This is a genomic window from Dankookia rubra, from assembly GCF_004355005.1.
Lineage (GTDB): Bacteria > Pseudomonadota > Alphaproteobacteria > Acetobacterales > Acetobacteraceae > Paracraurococcus > Paracraurococcus ruber_A.
The window spans coordinates 24,384-41,948 of record NZ_SMSJ01000009.1 but is presented as its reverse complement, the minus strand read 5'-3'; the positions used below and the strand labels follow the sequence as shown (position 1 = coordinate 41,948).

Below are 17,565 nucleotides of genomic sequence, written 5' to 3'. Positions count from 1 at the left end.
TCCCTGGTGGTGTCCGCCCAGTGGGCGGATCGCCCGCCTTCTTCCGGTTACGCCGGGTCGAGCCCGGTGCCACCGTAGAGCCAGGCCAGCGTCTCGTACCACTGCCTGGAGTCCTTGGCTGACATGATGGCGTTGCGCAGCAGCGCATGCGCGCCGGCGGGATGGTAGACGTGCTCGCCCATGGCACGCGACATCAGTTGCACCCGGGTGGTGCGGAGGACCCGCCGCGCCCGGTAGGCTTCGAGCGCCGGCTCGATGCGGCCCGGATGCGTGGCCAGCATGTGCGACAGGCAGACCGCGTCCTCCATCGCCATGCAGGCGCCCTGCGCCATGTATTGCAGCATGGGATGCGCCGCATCGCCGAGCAGCGCGACGCGGCCATCGACCCAGTGCTCCACCGGGTCGCGGTCGCAGAGCACCCATTTCCGCCATTCTCTGCCGTGGCGGATGATCGCCTGCACGCGCGGATGGATGTGCTCGAAGCCCCGCATCACCTCTTCAAAGGGCACGGGCTGGCCGCCTACCAGCGCGGGCGCGTCGTTGTGGTAGGTGACGACCAGATTGAACAGCTTCCAGCCCTGCAAGGGGTAGTGGACGATGTGGCATTTCGGCCCGGCCCAGAGCGTCGCGGCGTTCCAGCGCAGCGCCTCCGGCATCCGCTCGGTCGGAATGACCGAGCGATAGGTGGTATGGCCGGAGACGCGCGGCGCACCGTCGCCGACGACGCGCCTGCGGATCTTCGACCAAAGCCCGTCGGCGCCGATAAGGACCGAGCCCGCCAGGCGCTCGCCATTCGCCAGCAGCGCGGTGACGCCTTTGCCGTCCTGCGCGTAGTCCACCACCTCGCTGCCGGTGCGCAGCGCGATCAGCGGGCTCTCGCGGCAGGCCGTGAGGAAGACACCGTGCAGGTCGCCGCGATGGATCACCGCGTAGGGGTTGCCGAAGCGACGGCGGAAGGCTTCGCCAAGATCGATATGGGTGATCTCCTCCCCGGCCACGGCATCCATCAGCCGGAGCCGATCGATATAGACCGCCATGGCGCGGGCGGTGTCGCCGACGCCGAGATGGTCGAAGGCATGGAAGGCATTGGGGCCGAGCTGGATCCCGGCGCCGATCTCGCCGAGCGCAGGGGATTTCTCCAGCACGCTGCAACGGATGCCGCGGCGGGCAAGGCCGAGCGCCGCGGCCAGTCCACCGATGCCGCCGCCGACGATCAGCATGGGTGCGGCCTGCGGCATCTGCATCTCCTCCCCGCGGGCGGGGAGGGGCCCCGGCATCGCGCGCCGCGACGCTAGCGCGGATCGCGGGACGGCGTGAGCGCCAGGCGGCGTGGACCTGCGCCTGGCCGCGATGGCAATCCGTCGTCGCCCCGAAGGATGCTCCGCACCGGGGTCATCCCTCGCGGCCCGGCAGGCCGCGCGCCAGCGGCACCGCCAGCGCACACAGCGCCGCCATGGCCCAGAAGCCGCCGAGGCCGATCCGCTCGTACAGCGCGCCCGAGGCCAGCAGCAGCACCGCGGTGAAAAGGCCGGTCCCGAGCGAAGCCAGCAGCGCCTGCGCCGTGCCGCCCAGCCGGTCCGGCGCCAGCCGCGCCAGCACCGCCATCGCTGCCATGTGCTGCGCCGCGAAGGTCAGCCCGTGCAGCAGCTGCATCGGCACCAGCAGCGCCACCGGGGCGTCTAGCGCCATGGCCGACCAGCGCAGCAGCCCGGCCGCCGCGGCCAGCGCGCAGGTGCCGCCCACCCCGAGCCGACCGAGCAGCCGGCGGCCGAGCAGGAGGAAGACCAGCACTTCCGCCGCGACCGAGAGCGACCAGAGCAGGCCGATGCTGCCCGGCCCAATCCCTGCCGCCTGCCAGCCCAGCACTGCGAAGCCGGCATAAAAGGCATGGCTGCCCTGGATCAGGCCGGAGACCAGCACGAGGCGGCGGAACTCCGCCAGGCGCAGCAGCGCCCGCACCGAGCCAGCCCCGGACGCCGTGCGCGGCGACGGAACCGGCGTTATTGCAGGCCGTGGCAGCCGCAGCGCCGCCCCGGCGGCCAGGACGAAAAGCCCGGCATTCAGCCATAGCACGATCCTCGGCGAGCCCGCGGCCGCCACCGCGAGCCCGGCCGCGGTGCTGGCGGCGATGAAGGCCGCGGCCCCGGCGCCCCGCACCACACCGTAGTCGAGCCTCCGCGGCCCGGCGGCCGCGCGCACCGCCAGCGCATCGGGCAGCGGCCCGACCGGGGCGGTCGCCAGGGCATGGGCCACGCCGACCAGCAGCAGCATCGCGCCGCCGCCGACCATCCCGTAGCAGAGGACGGAGACCGCCGCGCCGAGCAGTGCCAGGGCCAGCACTTGGCGCGGCGCGCCGGTGCGGTCGGCGACGGCCCCCGCGACCGGCATGGCGAATAGCCGCAGCGCGGTGCCCATGCCGAGCAGCAGCCCGACCTCGGAGGCCGAGGCGCCTTGCAGGGCGAGCACCGCCGGCAGGAAGGGGCTCAGCACGCCCCAGCCGAGGAAGAGCAGGACAAAGAGCAGCAGGTATCGCGGCAGCACCGCCGGACCTTCCGCCCTTGCCGCCGCAGCAAGGCCGATCGGGCGCGTTTCGTTCATCCGGGAGAATAGCCGGCGCCCGCGGTCCGGTTTCCCTGCTGCATCCGGGGTCACGCAAGCCTGAGCGGTGGCGGCGCGGATGCATCTTTCCCGGCTCCGCTCCGTTCCATCCTCAGCCGCGCATGCCGCGCCGGCCTGCCAGAGGACCATAGCCATTTTCGTGACCCGCCAGGCTGCGCTCGGCGCCGCCATGCCCGACCTCCTGGCTGCCTTGCGCCTGCGGCTGCCCGGCATCGCCGAGGCGGCAGCCACCGAGGATGTCGATGGAGCCTTCCCCGCTGGCTCGGTCGCCGCGCTGGATGCGGCTGGGCTGCTGCGCGCGCCGCTGGCTCGGGCGCTGGGCGGCGCCGGCTGGGGGATTGAGGCCGAAGGCGCGGCGCCACTGGCCCAGGCGCTGCGCCTGGTCGGCCGGGCCAGCCTGCCGCTCGGCCGGTTGTATGAGGGCCACGTGAACGCGCTGCGCCTGGTGCAGCGGCACGGCAGCGCCGCGCAGGTCGCAGCGGCGGCGCGAGACGCCGCGGCGGGGCTGCTGTTTGGCGTCTGGAATACCGATGCGCCTGGCGAGCCGCCGCTGGCGATCCGCCCGGACGGCCGGTTGGCCGGGCGCAAGGTGCTCTGCTCCGGCGCCGGCTTCGCGGCGCGGGCGCTGGTCACCGCCCGGCCGGAAGCAACGCCCGAGGCGCCGCCACAGATGCTGCTGGTGCCGCTCGTGCCGGGCGAGCGCGCCGACATCTCCGGCTGGACCGCCCAGGGCATGCGTGCCTCGGCGACCGGGGCGGTCGACTTCACCGGCCTCGCTCTCCAGGACGGCATGGCGATCGGCAGCCCTGGTGACTACCTGCGGCAGCCGGACTTCTCCGCCGGCGCCTGGCGCTTCGCCGCCGTCCAGTGCGGCGGGCTGGAAGCGGTGCTGGGCGCGCTGCGCGAGCATCTCCGTCGCACCAACCGCGGCGGCGATCCGCATCAGGCGGCGAGGCTCGGCCAGGCGGCGCTCGCGGCGGAGACGGCGCGGCTCTGGGTCCATTCCGCCGCCCTGCGGGCCGAGGCCGAGCCCGCCGCCGCCGAGGCCGCGACCTATGCCAACCTTGCCCGGACGGCGGTGGAGCGGGCGGCGCTCGACGTGCTGGAACTGGCGCAGCGCTCGGTCGGCCTGACCGCCTTCCTGCGGCCGAACCCCTTGGAACGGCTCTGCCGCGACCTCGCCACCTATCTGCGCCAGCCGGCCCCGGACCGGGCGCTCGGCGTGGCCGCCGCCGATATCCTGGCGGCCGTTCCCGCGGTCGGCGACCTGTGGGACAGGCCATGAGCGAGGCGGGCGTCCCGGCCGGCACCTGGCTGCGAGCGGCGGAGCGCGACCTGCCGCTGGTGGACGATGTCGTTGCGCTGCTCGGGCCTGACGGCGGCGCGCTGGTGGTGGCGCCGCATCCGGACGACGAAAGCCTCGGCTGCGGCGGGCTGCTGGCGGCCTGCGCCGCGGCGGGGCGGCCGGCGCGGGTCGTAGTGGTCAGCGACGGCGCCGGCTCGCATCCCCGGTCGCGCGCCTGGCCGCGCGACCGGCTGGTGGCGCAACGCCAGGCTGAGGCGCGGGCGGCGGTTGCCGAACTTGGGCTGGACCCGGCGCGTGACATCGGCTTCCTCGGCCTGTCGGACACCGCGGTGCCGATGGCGGGGACCGCCTTCGATGCCGCGGTCGCGGCCCTGCGCCGTGCGGCCGGCCCGGTCCCCGGCTGCGTCTTCGCGCCCTGGCGGCACGACCCGCATCGCGACCACACCGCCAGTTTCGCCATCGCCGCGGCGGCGCTGCCCACCTGGCCGCCGGAGACGCGGCTCTTCGCCTATCCGGTCTGGGGCCTGGCCTTCGCGCATCCCATCCCCGGCTTCCCGCTGCCGCCCGAGCCGCTGCTGCCGATGCCGCCGCGCGGCCTGCGGCTGGACGTCGCGCGCCACCTGGCGGCCAAGCGGCGCGCGGTCATGGCGCATGCCTCGCAGGTCTCGGGATTGATCGAGGACGACCCGGGCGGCTTCCGCCTGCCCGAGGCCGCCCTGGCCCTGGCCTTCCGCCCCTTCGAGCTGTTCCTGGAGGCGGAGGCGGGATGACCCGCCCGACGAATTCCCTGACGCCCGATTATTTCGAGGCGATCTACGCCCGCGACCCCGACCCCTGGGGCTTCGCCGACAGCGCCTACGAACGGGCGAAGTACGACGCGACCCTCGCCGCGCTGGCCCGGCCGCACTATGGCCGGGCGCTGGAGGTCGGCTGCTCTATCGGCGTGCTGACCCGCGACCTGGCGCCGCGCTGCGGCAGCCTGCTGGCGCTCGATGCCGCCGCGGCGCCGTTGGATGCCGCCCGCGCGCGCTGCGTCGGGCTGCCGCAGGTCGCCTTCGGGCAGATGCGCGTGCCGCAGGACTGGCCGGCGGCGGCGGACCCCTTCGACCTCATTCTGCTCTCGGAAGTCGTCTACTACCTGGATGCTGCCGATGTCGGCCGGCTCGCCGCGCGGGTGCGGGCTTCCCTGGCAAGGGGTGGAGAGGTGCTGCTGGTGCACTGGACCGGGGCGACCGACTATCCGCTTTCCGGCGACGCCGCGACGGAGACCTTCCTGCGGGCATCGGCGCCCTTCGCTAGGCCTACGCAGCAGTCGCGCGCCGATCGCTACCGGCTGGACCGGCTGCACGCCCTTCCGGCAGCCGCCGCGGGCTGACCAGCGCCCGGGCGCCGCGCAGTCCACCGAGGAGGGCGGTGGCGCGGTCGATCTCCACGCCGACCGCAGAGGCCCGCAACGGCCGCCGGTGGCGCAGCGGCAGGGCGCGGGCCTGCAATCCCTCCCAGGCCGACCAGAAGCGCGGCAGCCGGACGATCTCCGCCAACGTCGACGGCGCCATACCGAGCGCGAGCGCCAGCCGCACCGGGTCACCCAGGCGTGGCTGACCGGCCCGCAGCCGGCGCAGGGCGCGGCGGCAGCGCAGCCGCAGCAGCGCGTTTAACGCCGGCTCCAGGCTTGCATCGAGCGGCGCCGCCCCGGCTTCGGCAAGGCGGCGCCGCAGCGTATCCGCCATGCCGCCCGCCGCCCGCCCGTCCAGCCGGCAGGAGACGACGACGCGCGCCGCCGGGCAGTGCCGCACCCGCATGTCCGCGCGGATCAGCGCCTCGAACAGCGCCCGGTCCTCGCCGACCGGCACCGCGGGCGGGCCGCCGACGCGGCGATAGGCCGCGAGCGTCAGGGCAATGGAGGCGCCGGAATGCGCCGCATGGCGTGGCCAGGGGTCGTGCGGGTCGGGATCCACCAGTGCCGCCATCTCGTCCAGCAGCGCGGCATAATGCGCCTCCTGCGCTTCCTGCCGGCGCAGCGCCGGGGGCAGCAGCGCCGCCTCCGCCGGGTCGGCTGCTATGGCGCCGGCAACGGCATCGGCGCCTGCGGCCAGCGCGGCGAGATTGGCGTCCAGCCAGCCCGGCTCGGCCCTGCCATCGGCATCCGTGCTGAGCAGCACGGCGCGGCGCGGGTCGGCCTCCGCCGCCAGCAGGTCCGCCGCCGCCTCCATCGCCGCGCGGCGGGCGCCGCCGGCATGCGACAGGGAGGAGTCGAGCGTGGCCTCCCGCACCTCGAGCCGGAAGGGCAGGCCGGGGGCCAGGGCACGGGCGACGGCAGCGGTGTCGTCGCGGCAGTTGTTCGCCAGCACCAGGACGGCGAGGCCGCCGGAATCCTGCTGCCGGGCGAGGGCGGACAGGCAGTCGGGCAGCCGCGCCGCCTCATCCCGGGCCGGGATGGCGATGACCGCACGCAGGCGGGGAGGGCGGGGGCCTTGCGGAGCCACCCGCGGGGGAGGTTCGTGCGGGGAGGGATGCATGGGTCGCGGGAGAAACGAGCGAAAGGCGTTGCCGTTCCCGGTTCGGGTGGTTGCCGCCGATGCCGGATGCGTGCCCAATCCGTTCCAGGGAAAGCCGGCGCCGCCAGGGCGCCCCGGGGGAAACGCCATGAAGCTGCTCTTCGTCCAGGATTTCCGGCTCTGCGTGCTGCGCGGCGAGCATGCCGCGGTCGATGTCTCCGCTGTGCTGCGCGACATCCCGCATACCGGGCCGCACGACCTGATCAACGGGCTGATCGCCCGCTTCGACACTTGGCGGCCGAAGCTGGAGGCGGCCGCCGCGGCCGGGCCGGCCATGCCGCTGGAGGGCTTGCGCATCCGCCCGCCGCTGCCGAAGCCCGGCAACATCGTCTGCATGGCGGTGAACTACATGGAGGACGGGACGCTGCCCGCCCCCGCGCCGATCAACGCCTTCCACAAGGCGCCGACCGCCATCATTGGCCCGGGCGACACCATGGTGCTGCCCGACGTGCCGGCGACGATCTTCGAGGGCGAGGCGGAGCTGGCGCTGGTCATCGGCAAGCGCGCCCAGCAGGTGAAGGCGGTCGAGGCGATGGACTACGTCTTCGGCTACATGAACTTCATCGACGGCTCGGCGCGCGGGCTGAAGCCGGCCGGCAACAGCTTCTTCCAGATGAAGTCGCGCGACACCTTCGCGCCGATCGGGCCATACCTGGTGACCAAGGACGAGATCAGGGACCCGCAGAACCTGCGGGTACGGCTGACCAACAACGGCACGGTGATGCAGGACTTCAGCACCAGCGACATGGCGCACAGGATCGCCTGCTGCATCGAATGGGTTACCTCGATCCACACTCTCGAGCCGGGCGACATCCTGGCCACCGGCACCAACCATCGCGGCCTGAATTCCTTCATGGATGGCGACCGGATCGAGCTGGAGGTCGAGGGGCTCGGCGTGCTGCGCTTCGGCGTGCGCGACGACCTGAAGCGGACCTGGAAGCGGGAGACGCGGCTCGACCGCCAGCGCCAGGGCTTCGACACGCCGACGCCGCAGACCGGCGGCAAGTACGCGCAGGCCGAGTGATGCAGACCATCCCGCAGCCGACGCGCTACGGGCGGATCTTCCCGCCCGATGCCGCTTGGCTGGCCCGGCGCCCGGCGGAGCCGGCGCTGGAGCCCGAGCTGCCGATCATCGATGCGCACCACCACCTGTGGCACCGGCCGGACCAGCGCTACCTGCTGCCGGAATTCCTCGCCGACGTCGATTGCGGCCACCGCATCGAGGCCACGGTCTTCGTCCAGTGCCACGCGATGTACCGCGCCGCCGGACCGGAGGCGATGCGGCCGGTCGGCGAGACCGAATTCGTCGCCGGCATCGCCGCGATGAGCGACAGCGGCGGCTATGGCCCGACGCGGATCGCCGCCGGCATCGTCGGCTTCGCCGACCTGACGCTGGGCGATGCGGTGGAGCCGGTGCTGCAGGCGCATATGCAGGCCGGCGGCGGGCGCTTCCGCGGCGTGCGGCATTCCGCCGCCTGGGATGCCGACCCCATCATCGGCAACGGCCACCCGGCTCCCGGCCTGCTGGCGCGGGAGGATTTCCGCGCCGGGCTGCGGCGGCTGACGGCGATGGGCCTCGCCTTCGACCTCTGGGTCTTCCACACCCAGCTGGCGGAGGCGCTGGACCTGGTGCGGGCCTGCCCCGGGACCAGCTTCATCCTCGGCCATTGCGGCGGGCCGCTGGGCTATGGTCCCTATGCGGGCAGGCGGGATGAGGTCTTCTCGCAGTGGAAGGCGGGAATGGCGGCGCTGGCCGCCTGCCCCAATGTCGCGGTGAAGCTCGGCGGCATGTTGATGCGGCTGGCGGCCTACGACTACGGCGCGCTGGAGGATCCGCCTGGCTCCGCCGAGCTGGCAGAGCACTGGAAGCCTTTCATCCTTACCTGCATCGAGCTGTTCGGTGCCGACCGCTGCCTGTTCGAGAGCAATTTCCCGGTGGAGAAGATGGGCATCGGCTACGGCGCGATCTGGAATGCCTTCAAGCGCCTCGCCGCGGGGGCCTCGGCCGGGGAGAAGCGGGCGCTCTTCGCCGGCACGGCGGCGCGGGTCTACCGGTTGTAGGTCGGCTCGGCGCTGCGCAGCAGGCCGCCCCAGCGGGCGACCTCCGCCAGGTAGTGCCGTTGCGCCTCGGCCTGCGGGTTGCCGGGGATACGCTCGGCGCCGAGATCGGTCAGGCGCTGCCGCAGCACAGGCTCGGCCAGCGCCTCGACCACCGCGGCATGAATGCGGGCCATGGTGGCGTCCGGTGTCGCCGCCGGCGCCATCAGCATCTGCCAGATCGAGAAGGTGGCGCCGGGCAGCCCGGCTTCCGCCACGGTCGGCACCTCGGGCATCACCGTGCTGCGCTGCGCGCTGGAGACGGCGAGGATCTGGGCCCGGTCGGCGCGCACCGCGGCGAAGCCGGCGATGCCGGAATCGAACAGCATGTCGAGCGACCCGGCCGCGAGGTCGAGCTGCGCTTGGCCGGAGCCGCGATAGGCGACCTCGGTCATCCGCACGCCCGCGGCGCGGAGGAATTGCAGCGAGACGAGCTGCAGCGCGCCGCCGCCGCCGGAGGAGCCATAGGTCAGCCGGCCGGGCTGGCGGCGCGCGGCATCGAGCAGTTCCTGCATGGTGCGGTAGGGACTGTTCGGCGGCACCAGCAGCGCCATCGGCCCTTCCGTGACGGTGGTGACGGCGCGCAGCTCCGTCTCCGGATCGTAGTCGAGCTTCGGGAAGAGGGCCTTGGCCGCGGCCTGGCCGACATTGGTGAAAAGCAGCACGCTGCCGTCGCCCGGACCCTTCGCCACCGCGGCGGCGGCAAGGTTGCCGCCGGCCCCGGTGCGGTTCTCCACCACCGCGCGCTGCGGCAGCATCTGCGACAGCCGGTCCGCCAGCAGCCGGGCGGCGACGTCGGTCGAACCTCCGGTGCCATAGGGCACCAGGATGCGGATCGGCCGGGTGGGCCATTCCGGCTGCGCCCGCGCGCCTGCCGGGGCCAGCAGGACGGGCGCGGCGCGCAGCAGGGTCCGGCGGGTCGGCATCGGCCGGGTCAGCGCGCGGCCAGGCGGCGCGCCTCGGCGGCGCTCGGCTTCGGCAGGCCAAGGTTCTCGCGCAGCGTGTTGCCGCGGTAATCCTTCTGGTAAAGGCCGCGCCGCTGCAGCTCCGGCACCACCAGCCGGGCAAAATCCTCGTAGGCGCCGGGCATGTGGGTGGCGGCCATGACGAAGCCGTCGCAGGCACGACCCGCGAACCATTCCTCCATCTGGTCGGCCACCATCTTCGGCGTCCCGACGAAGGCGTGGTGCTCCTTGATGGTGCCGCGGCCGGAGAAGTGGACGAAGTCGGCGACGCTCGGGTTGCGCTTGCCGCTCAGCGCGACGACGCGGTCGCGGAATCCGTGCCAGGAGAGCGAGGCAAGCTCGTCGTCGGTCAGCGGTTCCTCGTAGGGCTTGCGCGCGAGGTCGTAGTTCAGCACCTCGGACAGCAGCGTCAGCCCGTCGATCGGCTTCGGCAGGGTGTCGAGCAGCGCCTTCTTCTCGCGGGCGATGTCCTCCGTCTCCCCGCACACCACGTAGCAGGCCGGGGCGACATGCAACTGGTCGGGGTCGCGACCCTCGGCGGCGATGGCCGCCTTCAACTCGGCATATTGCTTTTGGCCGGCGGCGAGGGAGGGGTAGACGACGAAGACCACCTCCGCCCAGCGCCCGGCGAACTGCCGGCCGCGGCCGGACTGCCCGGCCTGCAGCAGCACCGGATGGCCCTGCGGCGAGCGCGGCACGGAAAAGGGTCCGCGCGACTTGAAGTAGGTGCCTTCATGGTTCAGCCGGTGCACCTTGCCGCCGTCGGCGAAGCGGCCGCTGGCCTTGTCGAGGATCAGCGCGTCGTCGTCCCAGGCGCCCCAGTGGCCCATGACCACCTGCATGAACTCCTCCGCGCGGTCATAGCGCAGGTCGTGCTCCAGGTGCTCGGTCTTGCCCATGTTCAGCGCCTCGCTGTCGTTCAGCGAGGTGACGATGTTCCAGGCGGAGCGGCCGCGCGTCATCAAATCGAGCGTGGCGAAGGTGCGGGCGACGTGAAAAGGTTCGTAGTAGGTCGTCGAATAGGTCGCGCCGAGGCCGAGCTTCGTGGTCGCGCAACCCATGGCCGTGACGATGGAGACGAGGTCCATCTTCACGGCGCGCACGCCGTTCTCGACGGTGTTGCGGTAGTCGTTCGAATAGATGTCGGGCATGGCCAGGCGGTCGTCGAAGAAAGCCATGTGGAACTTGCCATCTTCCAGCACGCGGCCGATGCGCTGGTAGTAGTCGGGCGTCAGGAAGTCGGTGGCGGAGGCCGGGTGGCGCCAGCTGGCCGGCAGGTTCGAGCAGTTCTGCGCCTGCAGGAAGGCGATCATCGTCATCTGGCGCGGCTGGGCGGCCATGGGACTTCCTCCGGGATCTCTTTTGTGCATGATCATGTATACACGGATGTGCAGTCAAGTGGCCCCGGGGCCGGCGCGTCCAAATGGGCTAGCCGGTCTCGCGCGTCCGGCGGTCCGCCGGGCCGGTCGGCAACGGGCGGGCGGAGCGGCGCTGCGAGGCGGCGCGGACATCCTCCGTCACGACCAGCATGCGGTTCTCCAGCGCGCTGCGGATATGCAGCCGCGCCGCCTCCTCGGCACGTGCGGCGTCGCGCGCCAGGATGGCGGCGACGATCGCCTGGTGCTCCGCCAGGGCGGAGGCGACGCGACCGGGCGCGTCGTAGGTGGTGCGGCCGAGCAGCGGCACGAAGTTCAGCAGCGCGCGCAGGCTCTTCAGCAGGAAGCGATTGTGGGCCGAGCGGTGGATGTGGTCGTGGAAGGCCTGGTTCTCCCGCGCATGGGCGCGCGGGTCGTCCGGCAGGGCCTGCATCCCCTCCAGGATGGCGTGCAGGATGCCGAGCTCGGTCGCATCCGCGTTGCGCGCGGCGAGGGCCGCCGCGGTGCCTTCCAGCGATTCGCGCATGGCGTAGAATTCGGCGATGGCCCGTAGGTCGTAGACCGCGACGGCGAGGCCGCCGCCGGCCGCGTGTTCCAACAGTCCTTCCGCCTGCAGCCGCCGCAGCGCCTCCCGCACCGGGGTGCGGCTCACCCGCAGCCAGGCGGAGATCTCGGTCTCCATCATCCGCTGGCCCGGCTCGATCGTGCCTTCGCGGATCGCCTCGTGGAGCCGCTCATAGGCCCACTGGTTGCGGCCGCGGGAGGCGGGGCCCTCCACCTCCTCCGTCAGGTCATCGGTGCTCATGCCGGGTTTTGGCCGGGATCGGGGCAAGGCGTCATTGGGCCTCGATGCGGGCGAGCTTCACCCGCTCGCCCCAAAGCGCCAGTTGCCGCTGGAGGAAACGCCCGAACTCGGCGGCGGTCATGCGCATCGGCGCCAAGCCATGGCCGGTCAGCTTCGCGGCGAAGTCGCGGTTCGCCAGGACGCTGCCCAGCGCAGCTTCCAGCTGCGCCAGGACCGCCGGCGGCACCGCGGCCTGGGTGACCATGGAAAACCAGACGCTGGCATCGAAGCCCGGCAGGCTGCCGGCCATGGGCGGCACATTGGGAGAAAGCGGGAAGGGATGGCCAAGGCTTTGCGCCAGCGCGCGCACCCGCCCCGCCTCGGCCTGCTGCATCCCCATGCCGAAATCGGCGAAGGTGACGTCGAGCCGCCCGGTGGAGACATCCGTCAGCGCCTCCGTGCTGCCGCGATAGGGCACCAGGGTCAGCTTCAGCCCGGCCATGTCCGCCAGCATCGCGCCCATGATATGCCCGCCGGCATTGCCATAGCCGAGGCTAAGATCGCGGCCGCGCACGCCGCGCAGCCAGCCGGCGAAATCCTCGCCCGGTGCGGCGGGCGGCACCACCAGCACATAGGGCGTCTCGGCGATGGTGCCGATCGGCGCGAAGTCGCGGATCGGATCGTAGGGCGGGCGGCGCAGGGTATGCGGATTGATGGCGGCGACCGAGGTGCCCATCATCATCAGCGTGTAGCCGTCGGCCGGCGCCTTGGCCACGAGCTCGGCGCCGACCACGCCATTGGCGCCCGGCCGGTTCTCCAGCACCACGGATTGGCCGAGGGCACGGCCGAAGGGCTCGGCCAGCAGGCGGGCCAGGATGTCGGTGCCGCTGCCCGGCGGGAAGGGCACGACGAGGCGGATCGGGCGGTCCGGCCAGGCGGCCTGGGCGCGGCCCGCGGCAAGCAGCGCGGGCAGCGCCAGGGCGGCGCGGCGGGAAATGCGCGCGGTCATCTCAGGGGTCTCCCAGCCGAAGCATGGTTTTGCGCACCGGATGCCGGTCGATCGCCAGCACCGCCTCCGCCGTCTCGCGGGCGCGCTCCGGCGTCAGGTGCATCCCGGCCGCCAGGGTGTATTTCCGCAGCGCGCCGGCGCGGTCCAGCTGGCGCTGACCGGCGCCGCTGTTCACCCGCACATGGTGGCGGAGCCGGCGGCCGTCCTGCAGCTCCAGCTCGACGCCGCCGGAGAAAAAATCGGGGTAACCGGTCTCGGGGTCCGCCGCGCAGGTGGTCAGGGCACAGAGCGCGAGCGTGCGCTCATCCGCCATCGCCTCCGGCCGCAGCTCCGCCAGGCCGAAATGGCCGAGCCGCAGGCAGGTGGCGACGATGAAGGGGGCGCTGAACTTGGCGGCGTACTCGGTCTGCGGTCGGGCCTTGGCGGCGACCGGCTCGGCGACGATGGGCAGGGTCGGCGCCGGCAGCAGGATGCGGATGGCGCGGATGGCGTCGACGTCCAGCCCGGCCTCATGCAGCCCGATGGCGGCATCCGCCGCGCCATGGGCGAAGTGGCAGACCGGGTAGGGCTTGATCGCGGTCTCTGCGAGCTTCCAGTCGCTGCCGAGCCCGGCCGAGAGCTGCCCCATGTCAGCATCCGGCAGGTGCGCCTGCAGGTGCGATTGGAACAGGCCGAACTTGCCTTCATAGGGCCGCGACGGGCCGACGAAGTCATGCTTCGCCAAGGTCGCGGCGGTGATGCCGGCCACCGCTCCCCAGCCCGGGTGGAAGCGCTTGGTCCAGGCGCCTTCCTCGAGGAAGACCTGCACGCCGGAGGCGGTGCTGGCGGCGATTCCCTGGGCGGAGACGAGCTGCGCCGCGTCCAGCCCAAGCAGCCGCGCGGCGACCACGGTGCTGCTGAAATGCGAGATGACGCCGGTGCCGTGGAAGCCGGCATGGTGGAAGCCGCCGCGGGCGGCCAGGCCGATGCGGATGGCGACCTCCATCCCCGCCACATAGGCCGCCATCAGCGTCTCGCCGTCGGCATCCAGCTCCTCGCCAAGCGCCAGGGCGCAGGGCAGGGTGGCGACGCTGGCATGGACGATGCTGGCGAGGTGGGTGTCGTCGAAGTCGAGCCCGTGCATCAGCACGCCGTTGGCCAATGCGGCATCCCGCACGGCCAGGCGTTCCGGACGACCGACGACTCGGCAGTCGCCGTTGCCGCCCAGCGCCGCGATGCCGGCCATGGCCTTGGCCGCGAAGGGAAAGGCATTGGCGGCGAAGCCGACGCCGACGGCATCCAGGATCTGGATGCGGGCGCGTTCGCGCACCGCTTCGGGAATGGAGTCGTAGCGCAAGCCGGCGGCGAAATCGGCGATGTCGGTGGCATGGCCGGCCGGGTTCATGCCGCCTGCCCTTGCTCATTGCGCCAGGCGATATAACGGGTCAGGCCGGCGCGCAGGTCTACCGCTGCCTCCCAGCCGATCTCGTGCCTTGCCTTGGCGGGGGAGAAGCCGAGATGCGTGCCGCCGGCCGATTTCACCGCGCGCGTGTCGGCGCGGTACTCCGGCTGCAGCCCGGCGGCGCCGCACACCTGCAGCAGCGTGTCCACCAGGGTGGTGTGGGTGGTGTCAACGCCGGTGCAGAGATTGAGCACCTGGCCGCCCCGGCCCCGCAGCATGGCCGCGATGCAGCCGGCGGCGACATCGGTGACATGGATGTAGTCGTGCACCTCCCGCCCGTCGCCAACGATGACCGGTCTTTCGCCGCGGCGGATGCGGTCATGTGTCTCGGCGATGAAATTGGCGTTCACCGCGCGGGCATGCTGGCGTTCGCCGTAGACCGAGGAGAAGCGCATCCCGCTGAAGCCGATGCCATGCCGCTGGGCGTAGAGCAGGCCGAGTTGCTCGCCGAGCAGCTTGGTGACGCCATAGACCGCGGCGGCGGGGGAGACGCTGGCCATGGCGCTGGGGCAATCCTCGTCCAGCACCTCGGCCGCCGTATTGCCATAGGCGGCGACGGAGGAGGCGAAGACCACGTGGCGTGCCTTGGCGATCCGCGCGGCTTCCAGCGTGTTCGCCACGCCGGTGGTGTTCACCGCGACGCCGAGCGGCGGGTTCTGCGAAAAGGGCAGGGTGAGGAAGCCGGCGAGGGCAAAGATGCCGTCGCTGCCCGCGGTCGCGTCGATCAGCTCATTCAGCCGAAGGATGTCGCCGCGGACCAGGCGGATGCGCGGGTCACCGGCGAGGTGCGCGATAGTCTCCGGCGTGCCGAGCGCGTAGTTGTCCAGCAGCCGGACCTCGGACGCGCCCTGGTCCAGCAATTGGTCGGCGATATGCGAGCCGATCAGGCTGGCCCCCCCGGTGACGAGGTAGGCCTTGCCAGCGACGGTCGGCGTCATCTGCGTTCCCCCGTGCCGCCCGGTGTGCCCGGCGGCCTGTTGCCGGGATGCTTTCATGGCGCGGCCGCGTCTGTCAACGCAGCGGCACACGCGTGTATGCATGATGGAGCGGCGACCGGCGGGCATCCGGGACAGCCCCGACCGGGCGGCGAGCTCCAGCGTCAGGCAGGCGCCCTGGCCGCAACCCAGGACCACCCTGCGGTCAGGCCCGAAGCCCCCGTCCTCCAGCGCGTTGAGGCCGGAGGCGCGCTAGGGATAGAATACGCCGCCGGTCGCGCGCTGCGGCGCATCGGGTTTGTTGGGCAGGGGGATGAACTCGGCCTCGTCGCCCGGCACGGTGTCGAAGCGGCCCTTCGCCCATTCCTCCTTCGCGGCCTCGATGCGTTCGCGGCGGGAAGAGACGAAGTTCCACCAGATGTAGCGTGGTCCCTCCATCGGGGCGCCGCCGAACAGCATGAAGCGCGCATCCGCCGTCGCCGCCACCGTGATCGCGTCCCCCGGCCGGAGGACCAGGAGCTGCCCGGGCTCGAATGCGTCTCCGGCGATCTCTATCCGGCCGCTGAGGATGTAGATCGCCCGTTCGTCGTAGCCGGCATCGACCGGCAGGCGGGCGCCCGCCGCAAGCTGCACGTCGGCATAGAGCGTCTCGGACGCCGTCTCGAGCGGCGAGGCCGTGCCGAAGGCCCGCCCGGCGATCAGCCTTGCCCGCATGCCGCCGGCCTCGACCACCGGCAGCGCCTCGGCGCCGTGATGCATGAAGGCGGGATCACTTTCTTCCTGGCTCGCGGGCAGCGCCATCCAGGTCTGGATGCCGAACAGGCGCTGGCCGTGGCGCTTCCGCTCCTCCGCGGTGCGCTCGGAATGGACGATGCCGCGGCCGGCCCGCATCCAGTTCACCGCGCCGGGCTGGATCACCTTCTCGGTGCCCAGGCTGTCACGGTGCAGGATCTCGCCCTCGAACAAATAGGTGAGCGTCGAGAGGTTGATATGCGGGTGCGGCCGCACGTCGATGCCCTGGTCGGTCAGGAACTCGGCCGGGCCCATCTGGTCGAAGAAAATAAAGGGGCCGACCATCTGCCGGCTGGTCGAGGGCAGCGCCCGGCGTACCGTCATCTCGCCGAGGTCGACCGCGCGCGGCACGATCTTCAACTCGACCGCGTCGACGTTCGTGCGGTCGCCGAGCGTCGGGTCGGGGCAGGGATTCCAGCTCATGCGTCGTCTCCTTTGGTGGCAGGTACGGGCTCAACGCCTCAGGACGGCGCCGGTCGGATCAGCCGTGGGCGAAGTTGGGCAGGCGGGCGTCGAACCGCCAGGCCGGAGGGGCCGGCATGCCATGGAATAGAATCGGGACAGCCGGGCGCGGAGACAATCTCCGCCCTATCACGCAGCGTGGCGATCACCATGCCGGCTTTTTCTTCCTCCGGCTGTTCGGGTCCAGTGCCGCCGCGCCCCAACGGACGGATGGCGTCGCAATTCCAGGCGTCGGCCCGGCCGACGGCTTGGGCGGACGTAACCCGTCTTGCAGCGGCGCCGAGCCGCGGCCGTCAGCAGGTCAGTTGCGGCGGCTGGCGGAGCGGCGGATTCCTGACGCATCGTAACCGCCGCGGATCGAGGGTGGGCCCAAAATCCTCCGCTCCTGTCGCCTGAACCGTAACAGTGCGTTCAGGCCACCTGCCGAGCCGGTGGTCAGCGACATCCGGCGCGCGACCCACAAACAGCACCCAGCCGAGGAGAAGATCCGGATCATGCTGGAGCGCCTGCGCGGTGAGGACAGCATTGCTGCCCATCGCCTGCTCAGCGCACACACGCTGATCGCCAGTCCGGTCTTAATCGTGGTCGATGCGGCCGACGAGTTCCACACCACGACCACTGCACCACACCAGCTCTGGCAGACCGGCTTTGCATACCTGAAGGTCATTGGCTGGGGCGGCTTCTATCTGCCCAGCGTGCTGAACGACTTCTCCCGCACCGTCATGGCCTGGAAGCTCTGCACGGCCATGGTGCCACGCGACGTCACCGACACGCTGGAACTGGCTCTCGCCGCGTCAGGTTGCGCGCAGGCGCGTGTGCGCCACAGGCCGCGGCTGCTGTCCGACAACGGACTGAGCACCATCATCAGAGACTTGGCCGACTGGCTGGCCAGCCCGCCGGCGAAGGACATCCGCGGCGCCCTCTGCTATCCGCAGACCCAGCGTAAGATCGAGCGCTGGCACAAGACCCTGCAGAACCGCCTCCGGCTCGAGCATTCCTACCTGCCCGGCGAACTCGAGGTGCGGCTCGAAGCTCTTGCCGATCATGACAACCACCGCCGCGCTCACGAGAGCCTCGGCAACCGCACACCCACCGACGTCTACTTCGGCCGCGGCCAGGCCATCCTGTCTGAACACGCGCGCATCACCTGGCCGACCATCCAACAACGCCGCTTGCCGCATCAGCAGCAGGCCACATAACCTCCAACCATCCCAAGCCAAA

At 72.0% G+C, this 17,565-nt stretch carries 15 protein-coding genes and 1 pseudogene; 6 read left to right on the top strand and 10 right to left on the bottom strand.

Annotated elements, in window-relative coordinates; translation table 11 throughout:
• Window positions 1-47 precede the first annotated feature (47 nt).
• Together E2C06_RS09885 and E2C06_RS09880 are read right to left on the bottom strand one after the other, a co-directional pair.
• Entirely contained in the window at window positions 48-1,238 is a 1,191-nt protein-coding gene (locus E2C06_RS09885; RefSeq protein WP_133288437.1) for a 3-hydroxybenzoate 6-monooxygenase, read from the bottom strand.
• 154 nt (window positions 1,239-1,392) lie between these two features.
• The gene (locus E2C06_RS09880; protein ID WP_206664499.1) at window positions 1,393-2,598 is read right to left on the bottom strand and encodes an MFS transporter; all 1,206 of its coding nucleotides are present in this window, start codon (window positions 2,596-2,598) and stop codon (window positions 1,393-1,395) included.
• A gap of 160 nt (window positions 2,599-2,758) precedes the next feature.
• Between E2C06_RS09880 and E2C06_RS09875 the strand changes: the two genes are divergently transcribed.
• The 3 genes from E2C06_RS09875 to E2C06_RS09865 are packed head-to-tail and all read left to right on the top strand — an operon-like array spanning window position 2,759 to window position 5,300.
• Window positions 2,759-3,904 carry an acyl-CoA dehydrogenase family protein gene (locus E2C06_RS09875; RefSeq protein ID WP_241671202.1) on the top strand — a complete coding sequence of 382 codons (1,146 nt, stop codon included), beginning with the start codon at window positions 2,759-2,761 and terminating at the stop codon, window positions 3,902-3,904.
• Window positions 3,901-4,695, top strand: a complete 795-nt coding sequence (locus E2C06_RS09870) for a PIG-L deacetylase family protein (protein ID WP_133288436.1) — start codon at window positions 3,901-3,903, stop codon at window positions 4,693-4,695. Before E2C06_RS09875 ends, E2C06_RS09870 begins: the two co-directional genes overlap by 4 nt.
• The gene (locus tag E2C06_RS09865; protein WP_133288435.1) at window positions 4,692-5,300 is read left to right on the top strand and encodes an SAM-dependent methyltransferase; all 609 of its coding nucleotides are present in this window, start codon (window positions 4,692-4,694) and stop codon (window positions 5,298-5,300) included. Before E2C06_RS09870 ends, E2C06_RS09865 begins: the two co-directional genes overlap by 4 nt.
• Here the strand turns inward: E2C06_RS09865 and E2C06_RS09860 are convergent.
• Complete coding sequence (locus E2C06_RS09860; RefSeq protein ID WP_165982308.1) at window positions 5,227-6,411, bottom strand: glycosyltransferase; 1,185 nt, start codon at window positions 6,409-6,411, stop codon at window positions 5,227-5,229. The two genes, E2C06_RS09865 and E2C06_RS09860, sit on opposite strands and share 74 nt — an antisense overlap.
• Before the next feature lie 160 nt (window positions 6,412-6,571).
• Here E2C06_RS09860 and E2C06_RS09855 point away from each other — a divergent pair, with 160 nt between their 5' ends.
• Window positions 6,572-7,507: a fumarylacetoacetate hydrolase family protein gene (locus E2C06_RS09855; protein ID WP_133288433.1), complete on the top strand. Its 936-nt coding sequence runs from the start codon at window positions 6,572-6,574 to the stop codon at window positions 7,505-7,507.
• Complete coding sequence (locus E2C06_RS09850; RefSeq protein WP_133288432.1) at window positions 7,507-8,544, top strand: amidohydrolase family protein; 1,038 nt, start codon at window positions 7,507-7,509, stop codon at window positions 8,542-8,544. Before E2C06_RS09855 ends, E2C06_RS09850 begins: the two co-directional genes overlap by 1 nt.
• On the opposite strand, the gene E2C06_RS09845 is transcribed toward E2C06_RS09850, so the two are convergent.
• From E2C06_RS09845 to E2C06_RS09815, 7 genes are all read right to left on the bottom strand, one after another.
• Entirely contained in the window at window positions 8,532-9,506 is a 975-nt protein-coding gene (locus E2C06_RS09845) for a Bug family tripartite tricarboxylate transporter substrate binding protein (RefSeq protein ID WP_133288431.1), read from the bottom strand. The two genes, E2C06_RS09850 and E2C06_RS09845, sit on opposite strands and share 13 nt — an antisense overlap.
• Before the next feature lie 8 nt (window positions 9,507-9,514).
• The gene (locus E2C06_RS09840) at window positions 9,515-10,885 is read right to left on the bottom strand and encodes an LLM class flavin-dependent oxidoreductase (RefSeq protein WP_133288430.1); all 1,371 of its coding nucleotides are present in this window, start codon (window positions 10,883-10,885) and stop codon (window positions 9,515-9,517) included.
• Window positions 10,886-10,973: 88 nt separating this feature from the next.
• Complete coding sequence (locus E2C06_RS09835; RefSeq protein WP_133288429.1) at window positions 10,974-11,726, bottom strand: GntR family transcriptional regulator; 753 nt, start codon at window positions 11,724-11,726, stop codon at window positions 10,974-10,976.
• 31 nt (window positions 11,727-11,757) lie between these two features.
• Window positions 11,758-12,714: a Bug family tripartite tricarboxylate transporter substrate binding protein gene (locus E2C06_RS09830; RefSeq protein ID WP_133288428.1), complete on the bottom strand. Its 957-nt coding sequence runs from the start codon at window positions 12,712-12,714 to the stop codon at window positions 11,758-11,760.
• Window position 12,715: 1 nt separating this feature from the next.
• On the bottom strand, window positions 12,716-14,098 hold the full coding sequence (locus E2C06_RS09825) for an MmgE/PrpD family protein (RefSeq protein ID WP_133288427.1): 1,383 nt from the start codon (window positions 14,096-14,098) through the stop codon (window positions 12,716-12,718).
• Window positions 14,095-15,093 carry an NAD-dependent epimerase/dehydratase family protein gene (locus tag E2C06_RS09820; RefSeq protein WP_165982307.1) on the bottom strand — a complete coding sequence of 333 codons (999 nt, stop codon included), beginning with the start codon at window positions 15,091-15,093 and terminating at the stop codon, window positions 14,095-14,097. Before E2C06_RS09820 ends, E2C06_RS09825 begins: the two co-directional genes overlap by 4 nt.
• A gap of 249 nt (window positions 15,094-15,342) precedes the next feature.
• On the bottom strand, window positions 15,343-16,305 hold the full coding sequence (locus E2C06_RS09815; protein ID WP_133288425.1) for a pirin family protein: 963 nt from the start codon (window positions 16,303-16,305) through the stop codon (window positions 15,343-15,345).
• Window positions 16,306-16,877: 572 nt separating this feature from the next.
• Between E2C06_RS09815 and E2C06_RS09810 the strand changes: the two are divergent.
• Window positions 16,878-17,543 (top strand): annotated as a pseudogene (locus E2C06_RS09810) (DDE-type integrase/transposase/recombinase); the annotation flags it as partial.
• Between the last annotated feature and the right edge of the window lie 22 nt (window positions 17,544-17,565).